Origin of the sequence: Pseudomonas mohnii (assembly GCF_900105115.1) — a bacterium.
Taxonomy (GTDB): Bacteria; Pseudomonadota; Gammaproteobacteria; order Pseudomonadales; family Pseudomonadaceae; genus Aquipseudomonas; species Aquipseudomonas mohnii.
In genome coordinates this window covers 588,407-605,925 of sequence record NZ_FNRV01000001.1, presented here as the reverse complement: position 1 = coordinate 605,925, position 17,519 = coordinate 588,407, and the positions used below count along the sequence as shown (strand labels likewise).

Genomic DNA, 17,519 nt, shown 5'->3' with positions numbered 1-17,519 from the left:
TTACTCCCTGCAAGCAGCGGGCTGATCCAGGCGCCTATGGCTCCTGCCGAAAGGCCTTGCAGTACACTTCGGCGATTGACGCCGTCGTGGTCGTCAGGTGGGCTCATGGCAGTGCTTCGCGCAAAAGGATCGAGGGGCAATCGGTCGGTGTCTGATGCATGCGGCCACAAGAAATATAGACGGCAATTCCATGGCTGAACGATTCTTTGCCCCCGAAACGACGAATCCCGCCACTAGGGGCGGGATTCGTTGGCAATCAGGTGTGCTCCCGAGGAATGGGAGCGACAGGCTTAGCTCGGGAACAGCTCGGACAGTTTCATCGCCAGCATCATGTCGCCTTCAGCGCGCAGTTTGCCGCCCATGAACGCTTGCATGCCATCGGTTTCGCCGCTGACGATGCCTTCCAGGGTTTCGCCGTCCATCACCAGAGTGACCTGGGCGTCCGGGTTCTCGCCTTCTTTGAGCTCGCAGGTGCTGTCTTTGACAACCAGCGAGAAGTTCTTGGTGTCGTCGATGCGGAAACCGAAAACCAGGTCCAGACCGGCAGCAGCGGCTGGGTTGAACTTGGCTTTCATTGCTTGTACGGCATCAGCTACGGAGGTCATGGTTCGATCCTTTCTTGGGTAATAGGAGCTGGGTGATTACAGCCAGGGTCACAATAGTCCGGACTCAACGAAACGTGATGAGTTCCGGGGCCTTCAGCAGTTGCAGGTGCGCATGACTGTTGAAGGAAGCCAGTGCCACCTCGCGACCACGGAACTTCAGGTGGTTGAGCGAGGTGTTGACGATTTGCCAGTTCAGTTCAAAAGCCTGCTTTGCAGGCATGTGCGTTATGAGGTGCAGCAGGGCAGTGATGGTGCCGCCGGAGGTGAACACGGCGATTTTCTGCGTGTTGTCGGCCTGTTCGAGAATCCGGTTCAGACCGGCCTGCACACGCTCGACAAAGCTTAGCCAGCTTTCCAGGCCCGGAGTGTCGTAAGTGCCGGCGAGCCAGCGCTCGATGATCAGGGCGAATATGCGCTGGAACTCCGCGCGGTTTTGCGCGGCATTGCGCAGGATGTCCAATGCTTCCGGTTCGTCCGGCAACATGGCCGGGAGCAGGGCGCGGATCACCGCGTCGGCGTCGAACTCATTGAAGGCGGAATCGGTTTCCAGGATCGGGACCGGCAGGCCTGCGGCGGCAAACTGTTCCAGCGCACTGTTGGCCGTGTGTTGCTGGCGGCGTAGGTCGCCGGACAGGCATCGATCGAAGCGGATGCCGAGTTCTGCCAGGTGTTGACCGAGGATTTCCGCCTGGCGAATACCGGTGGGCGACAGGACGTCATAGTCGTCTGCACCAAAGGAGGCCTGGCCATGTCGAATCAAATAGATACTGCCCACGTCCGCGTCGTCCCGGTACGTTGAAGGTTCGGCGAGGTTATGAGGATGGCGGTGAGCTGTCAATGAAAAAACATACGCTTGTTTGAAATGCTCGTTAGACGCCCGTTGCCAGAGGTTTCACAGCTGGTCGCAAGGGCGGCGCATGGGTATGCTGGAGTTATCCGCGCGCGTTCATGCCGCGCATCGTTTGAGGAGTCCCTGTGGAGTTTTTCACCGAGTACGCCAGTTTTCTGGCCAAGACCGTGACCCTGGTGATCGCCATTCTGGTGGTCCTGGCCAGTTTTGCGGCATTGCGCAGCAAAGGTCGACGCAAGTCTGCCGGGCAGTTGCAAGTCAGCAAGCTCAATGATTTCTACAAAGGCCTGCGCGAGCGCCTTGAGCAGACCCTGCTCGACAAGGACCAGCTCAAGGCCTTGCGCAAGTCCCAGGCTAAAACCGAGAAAAAGCAGAAGAAAAAAACCGAGGCCAAACCCCGGGTGTTCGTGCTGGATTTCGATGGCGACATCAAGGCGTCAGCGACTGAAAGCCTGCGTCATGAAATTACCGCACTGTTGACCCTCGCCACCCCCAAGGATGAAGTCGTACTGCGCCTGGAAAGCGGCGGCGGCATGGTCCACAGCTATGGCCTGGCTTCCTCGCAACTGGCGCGTATCCGTGAAGCGGGCGTGCCGTTGACCGTCTGCATCGACAAGGTCGCGGCCAGCGGTGGCTACATGATGGCGTGCATCGGCCAGAAGATTATCAGCGCACCCTTCGCGATCCTTGGCTCCATCGGCGTGGTGGCGCAGTTGCCCAACGTCAATCGCCTGCTGAAAAAGCATGACATCGACTTCGAAGTGCTCACCGCTGGTGAATACAAACGCACCCTGACCGTGTTTGGCGAAAACACCGAGAAGGGGCGGGAGAAATTCCAGGAGGACCTGGATATCACCCATCAACTGTTCAAGAACTTTGTCTCGCGCTATCGCCCGCAACTGGCTATCGACGAGGTGGCCACCGGTGAAATCTGGCTGGGTGTCGCGGCATTGGAAAAGCAACTGGTGGACGAACTGAAGACCAGTGATGAGTATCTGGCCGAACGCGCCAAGCAGTCCGAGCTTTATCACCTGCACTACGCCGAACGTAAGAGCCTGCAAGAGCGTATCGGCATGGCGGCCAGCAGTTCGGTCGATCGCGTTCTGCTGAGCTGGTGGAGCCGCTTGACCCAGCAGCGCTTCTGGTAACACATCGATAGGCATCGAACCGGGGCATTTGCCCCGGTTTTTTTTCGCCTGGCAATCTGCAGGGTTGTCCTCCAGAACGTGGCGAATTCTCCGAGGTCAGGAGTCGATCCGTCCTGCTTTCGAGGGCGTGGTGGAGGGTTATGTTGGTGTTCCCAATGTTTGCCATGGAATGCACATGAATGACCAACCGCGTGACCCTCACATTGCGTTCGCCACAACTGATCGGCCCATGCACGAAGCACTGAACTCAATGGTGAACGGCGCCTTGCCGCAATCTCCCGAGCAATTCGGCACACAACTGATCCGGAAAAAATGGGGCGAGAACATCGACCCGCAGACCGCGCAGTTGGTAACACTGGATTACCACTATAGAGGACATCCACCGCAAGACGGGGTCGAGCAAGGTCAGGTGGCGAGCTCACAGACGCTGGTACAGGCGCTGCTGTCCAATTATCAAACCGTCGGTGACGGCCGTTTCGCTGAAACCGTTTTCGGTCTTTACACACCGCCCGACGTCGGCCCGTCCATTCGCATTGTCCAGAACGTCGATGAATTTGCTGACCACGGCAATGGCAACCATCACACGTACGAAGGCATCTATCGGCAAACCGTGCCGCAGGTCTATGGGCCGACCACGCAAATCGCGCTCAGGCCGGCGGACTTCAAACAGTGGGTGTGGGAGTTGAATCTGAAAACCCGCTATCAGGCCTACCTTGAAAACGCCTGGCCCTCGGATGAGCAGATCGCAGGTGCGGCGCCTTGCGACCTGAGGACTTCGACCAAGGCTGCCTTCGTCATGAGCGCTTTCCTGCAACACCAGGAAGGCAGTTTGACCCAGGAGGGGATGGCACTGGCGCTGCTGGCGTGCGGGTTGCCGGAGCGGCAGACCTGGGACGCACTGACCATCACTCAATTGAATGCAGCAACCCGCGTCCATTCGCCCGTCGTCGCCGGTCGCCTGACGATCTACCGTTACACCTCGACCGATCTCTGGTGTTTTCGCCAGCGCACCAGCTCCAGGGTCTTGCTGTACATCCCGGGCAACTCCTCACCGCTGCATGAATTCGTCGACATCCAGCACCTGCGCCAATGGATCGTTGCCCAAGGCAAGGTGGCCGAGACCGGGCAGGCTTTGGCCATGCACTTTGTCGAAGATGATCGGCAAGACGGCACCTTCCATGCGGGCGTGTTGACAGCGCTGGAGGGCATGGCGGTGTTCCCAAGGGAGCACTGGTTGAAAAAGAATGCCGGGTTTTTCAACAATGACGGATTCTGGGACCCGCAGGACTATGTGGGCATTGAGCGCTCACCCGCGGCCACTGACCCGTTCGCTGAATTGGTGCTGACCATGAAGCAGGCGGCCATGGCCAGCGTCAACACCATCCGTGATGATGCCCAGGTCAACCGGGACGACTTGAGCGCGGTGGTGGAGCCGCTCGTACAGTGGATCAACTGCCTGGGCCCTTTGGCGCTGTTCATTCCCGGAGGCGAGGGCGTGCTGGTGCTGGCCGGGATCATCGACGCCGGTTATGGCATCAATCAGGCTGTCAACGGTGACACCCCGGAAAAGCGCTCGGAAGGCGTGACACGCACGGTCTTCGGCTTGCTCAATGCGCTGCCGCTGGCCAGATCGATTGCCGCACTCAAGGTCGAGGGCCGAGTGGCCGAAAGTCTTCACGACGTTCCTGAGCCGAGCAGTGAATCGAGCCTCCAGCCACTGACCGATACAGCGCTTCAACCCGTATCCGCGCCAGCCCTGAAGCCGCCTGCGACTCGCCTGGAACTCATGCGCGGCGTGTGTGCACCGTTCGCGTCCTTCAGCGACGAGGTCCTGGGCCAGATTGCCCGGGTGAGTACGGTTAACGATGACATGTTGCGTCTGATGCAGTCGGGGCGCCCGCCGACTCCGCTGCTGGCCGATACCATTGCCCGCTTCAAGCTTGACCATGAGCTTGAGGCGACCGCCGATCCGACGACACGCGCCAGTTTATTCAACGCCCGTTATCAGGCACTCCAGCACTCGGATCATGAATGGGTCCGCTTGTTCCAGCGCGAGTACCCCGGTTTGCCGAAAGCGGTTGTGGAGCAAATTCTCGACCGTTCGGGCGTGGAGATCGAAGGGCCGGTCGATGCTGCCGAAGCGGTGAGGGTGCTCAGGCGGCTGGACGATAAAGCGCGTGAATATCAGCAGCATGTCAGGCTCAACCGGGCCTATGAAGGCCTGTACTTGCGCTCGATTGTCCACCCCGAATCCGATGTCCTGGCCTTGCATTCTCTGGCGCGGTTACCTGGGTGGCCGACATCCTTGCGCATCGAGGTGCTGGAAGCATCTGAGGGTGGTCGGCTGCTGGATCGCTGTGGCCCGCTTGATGCGCCGGATTGCCGACGCTTGATCAAGGTCGCGGATCGCTATTGGCCTTCTGCGGCGTTGAAACCTGGCCGTGAAGGCTCGGACCTGTTCACTGCGCTGGTCGACCTGTTATCCGTTGAAGAGCGAACCGCGTTGTCATTGCGCGCACCCGACCCGACAGGTGAGTTGCGCCTGCGTCTGGGTGAGCGAACATTGAGCCGTACCGAATTGATGCTCGGCCTGAGCAGGATGGATTCGAAATTGCCTTTCGAATCCCCTGGACTTCGCGGCGGCGGTTTTCCAAATACGCCTCAGGGGGCGTCCCTGAGCCATGAAGTCGTGCGCTTGCAGGTCAGGGATATTTACCCGGACTTCACCAACGCCCAGGTCGACGAGCTGTTGGCGGGCGCCGGTGCCGGGGCTCAAGTGCTTCTGGAGCGTCTTACCCTGCAATTGCGACAACTGCATACTGATCTGGTGCATTGGATCGATCAGACCGTGTCGGACCTCGATGACATGGATCTGGATTTTCTTGCCGTTGGCGATGAAGGCGCCGTGGGCATGACCCCTCAGCAGGTGGCGGCGCACAATGCTGAAAAGCTGGAGCACGTGATCGAGTACGAACGTGAAACCAGGATCGAGCTTGCCGACGAACTGATGCTTCTTTGGCAGAAGTGCCCCCCGGAAGCCAATAAAGTCATGTTCGACGGGGCATTTTCCGGCTATCGGCTCGATCTGGATTTTGAGGACTACCACCGCCTGCCGGTGATGAACGTTCGATTCGACGAAGTCGTCGAACTGTCGATGCAGGGGCTGCACCTGGTCGAACGCGAAAGCCTCAACGGGTTTCTGGAGAGTTTCCCTAACCTGCGCACGTTGAATCTGGAGCGACTTGACCTGCGTCTGCCCAACACGAATGACGTGCTGGAAGGGCGCTTGCCGCCAGCGATCCTGCAAATGAAGCGGCTCACTTCGCTCAACCTCAAGTCGACGTTTCTGGAGCTCAAGGAGCACACCGCTGCGCAATTGAGCGACCTGGTCAGGTTGCAGAGCCTGGACCTGAGCGATAACCCTTTGGCCATTGCGCCGGTTGTTTTGGGGATGAAGGCGCTACGCGAGCTGAAACTGAGCAATACCGGGATCAGCCACTGCCCGATCGGCATCGCCGATGAGCCATTCATGACCTCGCTGGACTTGCGTCATAACCGGATCAGCCGGGTTCCCCAGGCAGTACTGAATCAGGCAGTGTCCCGGGACCGGGTCTGGCTCTGGGACAACCCGCTGACGGACGAAGAGACACTGTCGCGTCTGGTCGACCACCGTGAACGGACTGGCATCAATCTGTGGTTAAGCCAGCCGGGTGAGGGATATGGCAGTGCCACGCCGTGGCTGCAAGAGGGTGATGAAGTGCTGCGCGCGGCGCGGCAGCAGATCTGGCAACGGCTGGCCGCCAAACCGTTGGGCGACGCGTTTCTGCGTGTTATCGATGGCTTGAGCCTGACGGCGGATTTCCAGGTGGGTTACCTGATCCTGCAAGCGCGGGTATGGCGACTGCTGCAGGCAGCGGACGCTTCAGAGGAGCTGTGGGGCTGGCTGCGTCAGTGCGTGGAAGCGAGGACGCCCGATGCGGAAAATCCGTTCAGGCTGTTCACTGTTCTTGAGGATCGAGTGCGGCTGTATACCGATTGGGTCGCGTTGGGGCGGCCAATTCCTATGGCCAATCTTCCGAATCGCTGATCGGAAGGTGAAGCGCCTTGAACCCTGCAAAGGGTTCAAGGCGTTTCGATCAACGGCGACGGAACAGCGGCAGCGGTTCGTCGGTGGCGGCCTGATAAGTCACCGAGAAGTCTTTGAGGCTTTCCAGCGCTTCATACGGATCTTTGTCGGCACGCAATGCAAAGGCATCGAAACCGCAACGATGCAGATAGAACAACTGGTCGCGCAACACATCGCCAATCGCCCGCAGTTCGCCTTTGAAACCATAACGGTCACGCAGCAGACGGGCGTTGGAGTAGTTGCGGCCATCGGTGAAGGCCGGGAAGTTCAAGGCGATGACCTTGAAGTTCGCCACGTCGTCACCGATCTCTTCGGCTTCTTCATCGGCATCCAGCCATACGCCCAGGCCGCCATCGCGGGCCTTGAGCATACGGCTGTGTTCGCGCCACAGTGCCAACGGGACGATGTAGTCGTCGCAGTTGGTGATCTCGTCGATGCTGAAGTCCTTGGGCAGCAGGTGCCAGGTTTCGTCGACGACCTCGTTGTTCTTAATGATTCGCTGCATAGACGCGTTCCTTGAAGAGGTCGATGCCAATACGCTGATAGGTGTCGATGAAGCGCTCGTCTTCGGTACGCTGTTCCACGTACACGTCGATCAGCTTCGAGATCACGTCCGGCATGTCGTCCTGGGCGAACGACGGGCCAAGGATCTTGCCCAGGCTGGCGTCGCGGCTGGCGCTGCCACCGAGGGACACCTGGTAGAACTCTTCGCCTTTCTTGTCCACCCCGAGAATGCCGATGTGACCCACGTGGTGGTGACCACAGGCGTTCATGCAACCGGAGATGTTCAGGTCCAGCTCACCGATGTCGAACAGGTAGTCCAGATCATCGAAGCGACGCTGGATCGATTCGGCGATCGGGATCGACTTGGCGTTGGCCAGGGAGCAGAAATCACCGCCCGGGCAGCAGATGATGTCGGTCAGCAAACCGATGTTCGGCGTGGCGAAGCCTTGCTCGCGCAATTCGCCCCACAGGGTGAACAGCTTGTCCTGCTCGACGTCGGCCAGAATGATGTTCTGCTCGTGGGACGTGCGCAGTTGGCCGAAGCTGTAGCGCTCCGCCAGATCGGCGACGGCGTCGAGTTGCTTGTCGGTGATGTCGCCCGGTGCCACGCCGGTCGGCTTCAGGGACAGGGTCACGCAGACATAACCCGGCTGCTTGTGGGCCAGGGTGTTGCGTGCGCGCCAGCGGGCGAAACCCGGGTGCTGCTGGTCGAGTTCGGCCAGTTGGGCGTTCTGGTTGTCCAGGGCCCTGTAGTCCGGGTCGACGAAGTGTTTGGCGACGCGATGCACTTCGGCTTCGGTCAAAGTGGTCTGGCCACCGCGAAGGTGCTCCATTTCCGCATCGACTTTCTGGGCGAAGACTTCAGGTGTCAGCGCCTTGACCAGAATCTTGATCCGCGCCTTGTACTTGTTGTCGCGACGACCGTAGCGGTTGTAAACCCGCAGGATGGCGTCGAGGTAGCTCAACAGGTCTTGCCACGGCAGGAATTCATTGATGAACGCGCCCACCACCGGCGTACGGCCGAGGCCACCGCCGACCAGCACACGGAAGCCCAGTTCGCCAGCGGCGTTGTGCACCGGCTCAAGGCCGATGTCGTGGACTTCGATGGCGGCACGGTCGGACGTCGAGCCGTTGATGGCGATCTTGAATTTGCGTGGAAGGTAGGCGAATTCCGGGTGGAACGTGGTCCACTGGCGGACGATTTCGCACCATGGGCGCGGGTCGATCAATTCATCGGCTGCGACGCCGGCAAACTGGTCGGTAGTGACGTTGCGCAGGCAGTTGCCGCTGGTCTGGATCGCGTGCATTTGCACGGTGGCCAGTTCAGCCAGGATGTCCGGGATGTCTTCCACCGCCGGCCAGTTGAACTGCACGTTCTGCCGGGTGCTGATGTGGGCATAGCCCTTGTCGTAGTCACGGGCAATCTTGGCCATCATTCGCACTTGGCGCGAAGTCAGTTGGCCGTAAGGCACCGCAACACGCAGCATCGGCGCGAAGCGCTGGATGTAAAGCCCGTTCTGCAGGCGCAGGGGGCGGAATTCTTCTTCGCTCAGCTCGCCTGCCAGATAGCGTCGGGTCTGATCACGGAACTGCTTGACGCGGTCCTCGATGATCCGCTGATCGTACTCGTCGTATACGTACATATAAGTCCTGTTCTCAGGCTTGGGCCGGTCGGAAACAGCGGCGTTTTTTGCTTGCCGGAATCCGATAATACCTCGGCAATTCTGCGCGCACGGCCGCGCACTCCGTACGGAGCCGGGGCAAGATACCAGTTTGCGGTTATGCGCAAAAGTGATGTTTGAGTATATGTAAAGAACCAAATCGCCTAATGAGGATCGTTGTAGCAAAGACCCTGTTTGTGATGCGGGCAATCGTCGTCTTTACTGTGATCGAGTCTTTATGCAATCACCGATAAAACCGACAAGAGGCGATGCAATGAGCAACCCTACCAAAGCGACAAAAAGTGATAGCACGGTCGATGCTTGGGCGATTCTGTTCCTGATCATTCTGGTCGTCGGCACAGCGGTATATTGGGTCAGTCATCAATAAACGACCCCGTCCGGGCCAACTCCCGACGATTGTCGGACAAAAAACGGAATAAACGCCGTTTTGCGGGCGTTCGCTGGCTATAATGCGCGGCGGATTTCCGGGGGCTCGGACGATAAATGTTGAAGTTTCTATGTGGTGCATTACTGGCGCTGGGTATGGTCGTGGGGCCTTTTGCCCGGGCGGAGTCTGTGCTGTTCCTGAATCCGGGGACGCCCGTGGAACTTTTCTGGACCAGCTACTCGCAATTCATGCAGGCCGCGGCCGATGATCTGCACATCGACCTGCGCATCCTGTACTCCAACCGGACCTCCGAAGTCGTCATCGCGCAAGCGCGCGAAGCCCTGCTTGGACCTCATCGCCCGGATTATCTGGTATTCGTCAATGAGGAAAGTGTCGCGCCCGAAATCCTGCGTCTGGCGAAGGGCAGTGGTGTGAAGCTGTTCATGGTCAATAGCGCCCTGAGCCCGGACCAGACGCGCCTGCTTGGCGCACGCCCTGACAAGTATCCCGATTGGGTGGGCAGCCTGGTGCCCAACGATGAGGAGGGCGGCTACCTGATGCTCAAGGAGTTGATTCGCCTGCATCCGCCGGTCGCCCCCGGCCAGACGATTGACCTGTTGGCCTTCTCGGGATTGAAAATCACTCCGTCCGCGCAGTTGCGAGAGAAAGGCATGCGACGGGCATTGGCCGAACACCCTGAAGTGCGCTTGCGACAATTGGTTTACGGGGGCTGGACCCGTGCGCGGGCCTATGAACAGGCCAAGCTTCTGTTCAAACGCTACCCACAGACATCCCTGGTCTGGTCGGCTAACGACGAGATGAGCTTTGGCGCCATGCAGGCTTTCGAAGAGACGGGCGCAAAGCCCGGCAAGGATGCGCTGTTTAGCGCCATCAACAATTCACCGGCTGCGTTGCACGCGTTGCTGGACAATCGGCTGAGCGTGTTGCTGGGCGGTCATTTCACTCTGGGCGGCTGGGCCTTGGTGCAGCTGCATGACTACAACCAGGGCGTCGACTTCAGCCGTTATGGCGGTCGCGACCGGCAAATTTCGTTATTGCAGGTGATTGATCGGGCACAGGCCAAGCGACTGCTGGCGCTGGGCAGCGAAAAAAAATTCGGTGTGGATTTTCACAAATTCTCGGCCAAGGGGCAGCCGGTGTCTTATCGATATCCGTTCAGCCTGCAAGCCCTGATGCACTGATTTAGTTCATAGCCCGGCCAGAACCAGTACCAGCTTCACGATGCCGAACAGCATCAGCGCGAACACGGCCGTGAACAGCACCCCCAGGATCACGAAATGGCTGGGTTTGCCGTGGGTAAAATCACGCGCCCGGTTTTTTCCGCTTTGCACCCCGAATGCAGCCGCCACGACGCTGTGCAGCATCTGCCAGAACGACGGTGGCTTGTTGTCGACTGGGTCGTCCATAAATCCCCCCGCTTTAAAGTAGGTCCCCCAAGCATAGCCAATCCGCCGGCCTCTGCTGCGGGCGGTCGGCGGATCGACGCATTTTGAAATCAGTCCGGGCCGATGCGATAACTATCTACTACAGATACGGTTAACTGAAATGATGTTCTGTCGTTCCATTTTTCAGGAGCGACACAATGTCTACCCATCCGCCCTCTGCGTCCCGCCAACGTTTGGTTGCGGGCCAAACCAGCATTCACCGCGAACTTCTTGAACAACTGACGCCTGATTGGTTGATCGATGCCACGCCGCAGCGGCGAGCAGCCATGAAAGCCAGCGGCTCGCTCGCACCGCACTGGTATACGCGAGCATCCATCGAGCAACAGCAGGCACTGAAAGACCGTTTCAAAGACAGCCTGGTTTCCCAGACCCGACTCGACAAAACGATGTCGTCGCTGCCAGATGCCGAAAGTTTTGCCGAGCCGATACTGCAAAAGGCGCTGAAGGATCAGTTCGGGGTCGAGGCCGACGTCAACAAAACCATGGTGTGTCTGAGGCGAGCGCTGGAAATCAGCGAGCTTGAAATCGAGATCAGCTCATTCGAGGTCATGAAGCTTTCGTTGTTGCAGGCGGCACTGCATAACTTCGAAGCATCCGAATGCGAGGCGGGCGCCTTTCATCGTGAGTCAGGGTTTGTGGTTGAGACTTCCACGCCAGGTACATTCGAGGTCATTGCCCTCAACATCTCGGTCAGGCAATTCCTCTCACTCTGCCGCAAGCTCGATATCGGCGCGCAGTATCAAACCCGTGTGAAGGCGTTTTTCCAGGCAACGGATGCGCAGAAGGAAACGACACTGTCCGAGCAATTCATTGCCAGCCAGAAAGCGGCAATGAAAGCGGCCGCTGAATTGGCGCTGCTGAAAAAGGACATCGAAGCCGACGACTACGCAATGATCCTTTCAGTGGTTAACGGCGAGGTCCATCCCCGTGTTGGCAACCGACCGGTCTGGTTTCGTGACTTGAGCCTGATGAAGCGCAGATTGACGGGCTGCGTCGTGTTCAGCATCAGTGAACAATATCGCTATACCAACGACTACATCGTCTACATTCCCCACGATCCCGAACACCCGCTCAAACGCTATACCGCTGAGCAACTGCGTGAAGAATTCAAGCGCCAGTTCACTGCCCATGACCCATTGTCCGACAGTGGCAGCGGGCCAACCTCCCATCAGCGGTTTTTCAGCCAGTTCGTCGCCTACGCCGACCGCCCTTATTACTTCGGTCAATTCACCCGCAAGGCCGCAGGCTCTGCGACCGATCCTTTGCATTCATTCTGGTTTAAAGTCGTCCAGTACGTGCCCACCTTGTCGGCCGCCATCCGCATCAAAGCGCTGCCGCCAGAACCTGCAGGCAAACGTGAGCCGGTCGACGATCCATATCTCAATCCTTTCGGGATCGTTCGTGAAGGCGTGGCGGGCATCTGGTCCGCCAACAGCGATCTGTGGACTTATCTCTACGAGCAAAACCGCAAGAAAGTCATCGCCGACGCACGCAGTCATGCGGTGCCCACGGCGGAAGTCGATGCGCGAGTACGGGCGCAAAAGCTCAATCATCTGCTGGAATTTGGTCTGCTGGGCCTGAACATGGTGTCGATGTTCGTTCCGGTACTGGGGGAGATCATGCTGACGGTCATGGCGGGTCAGCTGCTGTACGAGTCGTTTGAGGGGGCGATCGAGTGGAGTGAAGGGGATCGAACTGCGGCCAAGGCGCACCTGATCGATGTGGCCGAGAATCTGGCGATGATCGCGGTGATGGCCGGTGCGGGCAAAGGGTTGGCCAAACTGTCGTCGGTGCAACCCGAACCACTGGTTGAACGCCTGCAACCCATCCGGCGCGAAGACGGCAAAACCCGCTTATGGAAAGCTGACCTGAGCGGTTACGAGCGCAACCTCATCCTGCCTCGCCATTCAGTCCCTGATGCGTCGGGACTGCACCGGATAAATGGCAAAACCTTTATCCGGCAGGATGGCAAGGTCTTCGAAACTACCCTTGACCCTTCGCTGAAAAAATGGCGCCTCCGGCATCCGACTGATTCGGGTGCCTGGCAACCGATACTCGAACATAACGGGCATGGCGCCTGGCGTCATGCGCTGGAGCGTCCCCGGACCTGGGATCGGCTGACCCTGCTGCGGCGCATCGGCCATACCACCGAGGCTTTTTCCGATGAGCAACTGCTCGACATCGCCGAGGCCTGTGGTGTCGAGGACAATGCCTTGCGCAAGATGCACATGGATCATCTTCCCCCGCCACCGGAACTGGAGCACGCCTTGCGGCTATTCGAAGATGAACCGGGCATTAACGGGTCATTGCTCGAAAAACTGCAACGTGCCACCCCGGGGCTGAGTAATGCCGCCGCTCGCAGGATTGTGCTCGACGCCAATGCCGAAGAGCTCAACCGCCTGAAAACAACGAGTCGAATTCCCCTGCAAATGCAGGAGGAGGCCCGTTGGTATGCACAGCAGGGGCGCCAGGCCCAGGCTTTCACTGGCCTGCGCACGGAGTCTGCGCTGTCGGCGGACAGCCGCTGGCTCGCACTGCATGCCCTGGAAAAAATGCCGGGATGGTCCGGCGAAGTTCGGCTGGAGATTCGCGACGGCCACATCGAGGGCGCGCTCATCGACGGTATCGGTAGCGAGACCGCGACAATCCGTAAGTACGTGGTTAAAAACGGCCCGTCCTATCAGGCATTTGATGAGCGTGGCGAGACGCTCAATGGCGTACCGGCCACCGGCGATAATTTTTTCGCCTCGCTCATGCACGCATTGCCCGATGAATCCCGTCGCGCATTGGGCGTTCCGCATGTGGGCCAAAGCGCCGGTCTGAAGCAGGCTGTCATCGAATCGGCCTTCGAGCATAGGGCGAAATTGTCGCAAATGCTGGAGCAGCGCAGCGGCCAGAACAAGGCGTTCAAGCCGCCCGTACGCGTAACGGAGCGCCGGGTGGGCTACTACGCCAGCGGGCGCGGACAAGGTTTGAATCCTTCTCTGGTGACCCGGGTTCAGGACGTCTACCCGGCGCTGACTGATCAGCAGGCCAACGGGTTTATCCTGGCGCAATTGCGCGCGGGTAGAACCGACGCACAGATTTATAGCCTGTTACAGGCGCGTATGCGCGAGTGGGAAACCCTTGAGTCGACGCTCGATCAATGGGTCGGCGAGCCGATAGCAGGTTCTATGCTGGAGTCGGTGCTCGGAGGCAAGGCCGCGGTCGCACAGAATCTCAAGCAATCCTGGCGTAATTCGCCGCTGGCCGGGGAGCATTCGCGCTACAGAATGCTCGACCTGGTTTGCGACGACCCGATCCCTGCGCTGTCGGCGGATTTCTCCCATGTGCGTGATCTGTATGTCCGGGGTCGAAGCGTCACCGACGCCAATGTCGATGCGTTGTTGGCGAATTTTCCCAAGCTCAGAAGGCTGCGGATCAATGGCACAGGCAACGCTTTCACCACCGTGCCCCAAGTATTGAGCAGTATGCCGGACCTCAAGGGGTTGAGCCTGTATTCAGCTGCGCGCTTCGCCGCAGACATGCCGTCGAGACTGGGTGCGTTGACGACGCTCGAGGAGCTCAGCCTGTATTCAACCTGGGGCGTTCCGGTGGCGTTGGACGTCAGCCGGCTACGCAATCTGCGCCTGCTCGAGGTGATTGCCCCGTCAATGGATCAGTGGCCAATCGGGGTTCTGCAACTGCCCCGTCTTGAGCGCCTGAATCTCACCGGCACAGGCATCAGAACGCTACCTGAAGGTATTTTCGAAGGGCATGAAAAACTCTGGTCCGGATTGTCGCTGGATTGGTCGAACGTCCTGCGTAAAAACTTCAAGCCGGCGTATGAGTATCTCAAGCGTCAGCCGCAGCACCTTGTTGACCTGGAAGAAATGGTCAGGGATTACTGCAAGGGCGAGTTGAAACGTCTGGGGGAAGGCATCAATGAACCGTCCGCGGGAATGTTTGATCAGTTTGTCGAACAGTGGCCAGACGCAGGGGCGAGATTCGACGCCGTCGAAGCATTGAGTGAACAGCATCATCAGCTCAACCAGCACCTCAATGACTGGTCCCAGCGCGCGCTACAAATGCCTGGAGCGGCCCACGAGATCATGGGGCGTACATGGACGGCAAATGCCCTGAGAACCAGCTGGCGCAACGGCGCATTCAAACGCTACGGCTCGACGGCCAATGCCTCTGTACTTGATTTGCCGAATCTGGTGCTGAGTGAGTTTCCCGAATTGCCGGACGGCGCCTTCCCCGAAGTACGAACCTTGTATTTGAAGGGCAATGGAGCTCCCGTCCAACAGATCCGCAGTTTTGTACGCGGGTTCCCTGCGCTGGAAAAACTCGATGTGAGTGGCAGCGGTCTGACCGAAGTGCCCTTTGTGCCCGGTGATCTTGGAAAACTGACTGAGCTGGATCTTTCCAATAACCGAATCGTTGGCGATGCCGGGATTCAGCGAGCTTTTGATGGGTTGCAGGCACTGCAACGCCTGGACTTGAGCAACAACCCGTTGAACACCCTGGATGTCAGTGCAATGACTCGTCTCAAGGCCTTGAATCTGAGCGGCACAGCACTGCATGAATGGCCGACCGGGGCACAAGCGCTGCCAGAGTTGTATTGGCTGGATTTGCGCGACAGCAGGGTCAACGCGCTGCCGGAGTCGCTTGCGGATGAAGCGCTGCTCAAGACCGACCTCACGGGCACACCCTTAACCCCTCAAGCCGTCGCCGCACGCAATGCGGCCCGGCATCGAATGGAAATGGCCAAAGGGCTGCCGGCCGGCGCTCTGGAACGGTTCGACCTGGAACAGGTGCCACTGGATTTCCCGCCGCTCGAGAGCGCAAGTTCGATCGCACGTCACTTACTGCCGCTGCCGGAAGTGCCAGCGGGAGAAGGGAATGCGGTTTTAACAAAGCGCCTGCAACGCCTGAAACCGGCACTCGCCGATGATGACGCCTTGCAAATGATCGAACAGATGCAGGGGGGCGAAGCTGCAAGCGTGAAAATTGCCGAATGGGAGCAAGCGTTTGAAACGCTCACGCGCCAATTGAATGGCTGGCTGTTTACCCGGGGATCTCGTGGTAGCGGCTGGATGACGTCCTCCATCATTCGCAGGCAGGCCGCCTTGCGCATCCTCGAATGCTGGCGCACAGGTCTGAGCGGCAACGGCGCCGTGACGGATGCGGTGCTGGATCTCAACGGTCTGCAACTGGGTGATCTGCCTGAGGTGCCAGCAATGTTCGAGCATGTCGGCACGTTGAAACTGACGAGTGTAAAACTGACCCGGCAAGGTTCCGACGGGTTCCTGAAGGCCTTTACCCGCCTGAAAACCCTGGACCTCAATGGCAATGGGCTGGATGGCATTCCAGAACCGGTCCGTTCCATGGACGGCCTCGAGCGTCTGGAAATGTCCTCGAACCGGATAACCGATGCCGAGCAGCTGTATGCCGCTTTGGACAATCTGGAGGGTTTGCGCTGGCTGGACTTGAGCTACAACGAACTGGATGCCTTTGATATTGGCAATTTCGAGCGATTGGAGACGCTGGATCTGCGTAACAACAATTTGACCGAATGGCCGGACGGGGTGTTCGACAGCCCACATCTGGGCACGCTCAATCTCAGTGGCAACGACATCACGTCGATCCCCGTGCAGGCCCTCAATGGCGACCATGAGGTGCTGATGGCCGGTACGGATTTGAGCGACAACTACAACCTTTCCCTTGAGAGCCTTGAACAACTCAGGGATTACCGTGAAGCGGGTTTCCACGACGCGGTGCTGGGAATCTCGCGGAGCGATCTTGACGAGTTGATCGATGACACCCACGCCTATGGCGGCGACAGCAGCGAAGCCATCGATACGGATGAAGATCTGCCTGAGATCGAGCCCGATCCCGAGCAAAAAGCACCGTGGTTAACCCATCTTCCTGCCGAGGAAGTGGCCGGCAAAACCGGTATATGGAATCAACTCGCGGCGGAACCGGACAATGCGGCGTTCTTTCATCTGCTTTCGCGATTGCAGGATACGCAGGAGTTCCGGGTGGCGAACGCCGATCTGACGCGGCGGGTCTGGACGGTCATTGAAGCCGCCGCCAGCAATTCCGAACTGCGGGAGATCCTGTTTGCCAGCTCCAGCACCCACGGTACTTGTGTCGATGGTCGAATCCTGACGTTCAGTGGGCTGGAGAGCAAAGTTTTCACCCACAATGCCTTGCTTGATATTCCCGTCGGGCGCCCGGCTGTGAAGGGGCAAGCGCTGCTGAACTTGTCCCGGCAGTTGTTTCGACTGGACAAGGTCGACGATCTCGCGAGGAAAGTCGCCATTCGAACCGGTCAGGATGAGGCCGAGGTACGTTTGGGCTATCGAATCGGCCTGACGCAAGGCTGGGCGGACGGCCTGGAGTTGCCGGGGCAACCGAAACACATGACCTATGGCTCGGGAGTGACCGCTCAGCAACTGGCGGACGCGCGCATCGAGATCACCAACGCAGAGCAATCCGATGGTTTTTTCGAAGACTTGATCCAGCGCGACTATTGGGTGAGTTATCTCAAGGAAAAATACCCTGACGTGTTCAGGGCGCTCGATGAGCTGGATGTTCAGGAGGAGGTTGATAGCGCTGACGAGGGGGCGTTCCTGAGTCAGCTGTTCGAGCAGACGGCGGCGCGTAACGCGAAGATGATCGAGTTGTCCCGCCAGGAGGTTTCGCAGCTGGCGGCTGCTTCAAACAGGTAAATCAACTGTGGGAGCGAGCAAACTCGTTCCCACAGGGTTTATTTCAGTTGAACAC

General features: G+C 58.7%; 9 protein-coding genes. 4 read left to right on the top strand and 5 right to left on the bottom strand.

The genetic code is table 11. From position 1 onward, the window contains the following. Window positions 1-290: 290 nt before the first annotated feature. Complete coding sequence (locus BLV61_RS02600; RefSeq protein ID WP_047529794.1) at window positions 291-605, bottom strand: SCP2 sterol-binding domain-containing protein; 315 nt, start codon at window positions 603-605, stop codon at window positions 291-293. Between the two features lie 64 nt (window positions 606-669). Next, the gene (locus BLV61_RS02595) at window positions 670-1,380 is read right to left on the bottom strand and encodes a histidine phosphatase family protein (RefSeq protein ID WP_090462322.1); all 711 of its coding nucleotides are present in this window, start codon (window positions 1,378-1,380) and stop codon (window positions 670-672) included. Between the two features lie 200 nt (window positions 1,381-1,580). Between BLV61_RS02595 and sohB the strand changes: the two genes are divergently transcribed. After that, window positions 1,581-2,603 carry a protease SohB gene (gene sohB, locus BLV61_RS02590; RefSeq protein ID WP_047529790.1) on the top strand — a complete coding sequence of 341 codons (1,023 nt, stop codon included), beginning with the start codon at window positions 1,581-1,583 and terminating at the stop codon, window positions 2,601-2,603. A 175-nt stretch (window positions 2,604-2,778) separates the two neighbouring features. Next, on the top strand, window positions 2,779-6,690 hold the full coding sequence (locus tag BLV61_RS02585) for a dermonecrotic toxin domain-containing protein (protein WP_090462320.1): 3,912 nt from the start codon (window positions 2,779-2,781) through the stop codon (window positions 6,688-6,690). A gap of 49 nt (window positions 6,691-6,739) precedes the next feature. Here BLV61_RS02585 and BLV61_RS02580 read toward each other — a convergent pair whose 3' ends face one another. Then, window positions 6,740-7,234 (bottom strand): DUF934 domain-containing protein, encoded by a 495-nt coding sequence (locus tag BLV61_RS02580; protein ID WP_047529786.1) that lies wholly within the window; start codon window positions 7,232-7,234, stop codon window positions 6,740-6,742. Beyond that, window positions 7,218-8,876: a nitrite/sulfite reductase gene (locus BLV61_RS02575; RefSeq protein ID WP_090462317.1), complete on the bottom strand. Its 1,659-nt coding sequence runs from the start codon at window positions 8,874-8,876 to the stop codon at window positions 7,218-7,220. Before BLV61_RS02575 ends, BLV61_RS02580 begins: the two co-directional genes overlap by 17 nt. A 522-nt stretch (window positions 8,877-9,398) precedes the next feature. Between BLV61_RS02575 and BLV61_RS02570 the strand changes: the two genes are divergently transcribed. After that, the gene (locus tag BLV61_RS02570; RefSeq protein WP_090462315.1) at window positions 9,399-10,484 is read left to right on the top strand and encodes an ABC transporter substrate-binding protein; all 1,086 of its coding nucleotides are present in this window, start codon (window positions 9,399-9,401) and stop codon (window positions 10,482-10,484) included. 6 nt (window positions 10,485-10,490) lie between these two features. On the opposite strand, the gene BLV61_RS02565 is transcribed toward BLV61_RS02570, so the two are convergent. After that, on the bottom strand, window positions 10,491-10,709 hold the full coding sequence (locus BLV61_RS02565) for a DUF2970 domain-containing protein (protein WP_047529779.1): 219 nt from the start codon (window positions 10,707-10,709) through the stop codon (window positions 10,491-10,493). A 176-nt stretch (window positions 10,710-10,885) separates the two neighbouring features. Between BLV61_RS02565 and BLV61_RS02560 the strand changes: the two genes are divergently transcribed. Further along, the gene (locus BLV61_RS02560) at window positions 10,886-17,464 is read left to right on the top strand and encodes an NEL-type E3 ubiquitin ligase domain-containing protein (RefSeq protein ID WP_090462313.1); all 6,579 of its coding nucleotides are present in this window, start codon (window positions 10,886-10,888) and stop codon (window positions 17,462-17,464) included. Window positions 17,465-17,519 lie beyond the last annotated feature (55 nt).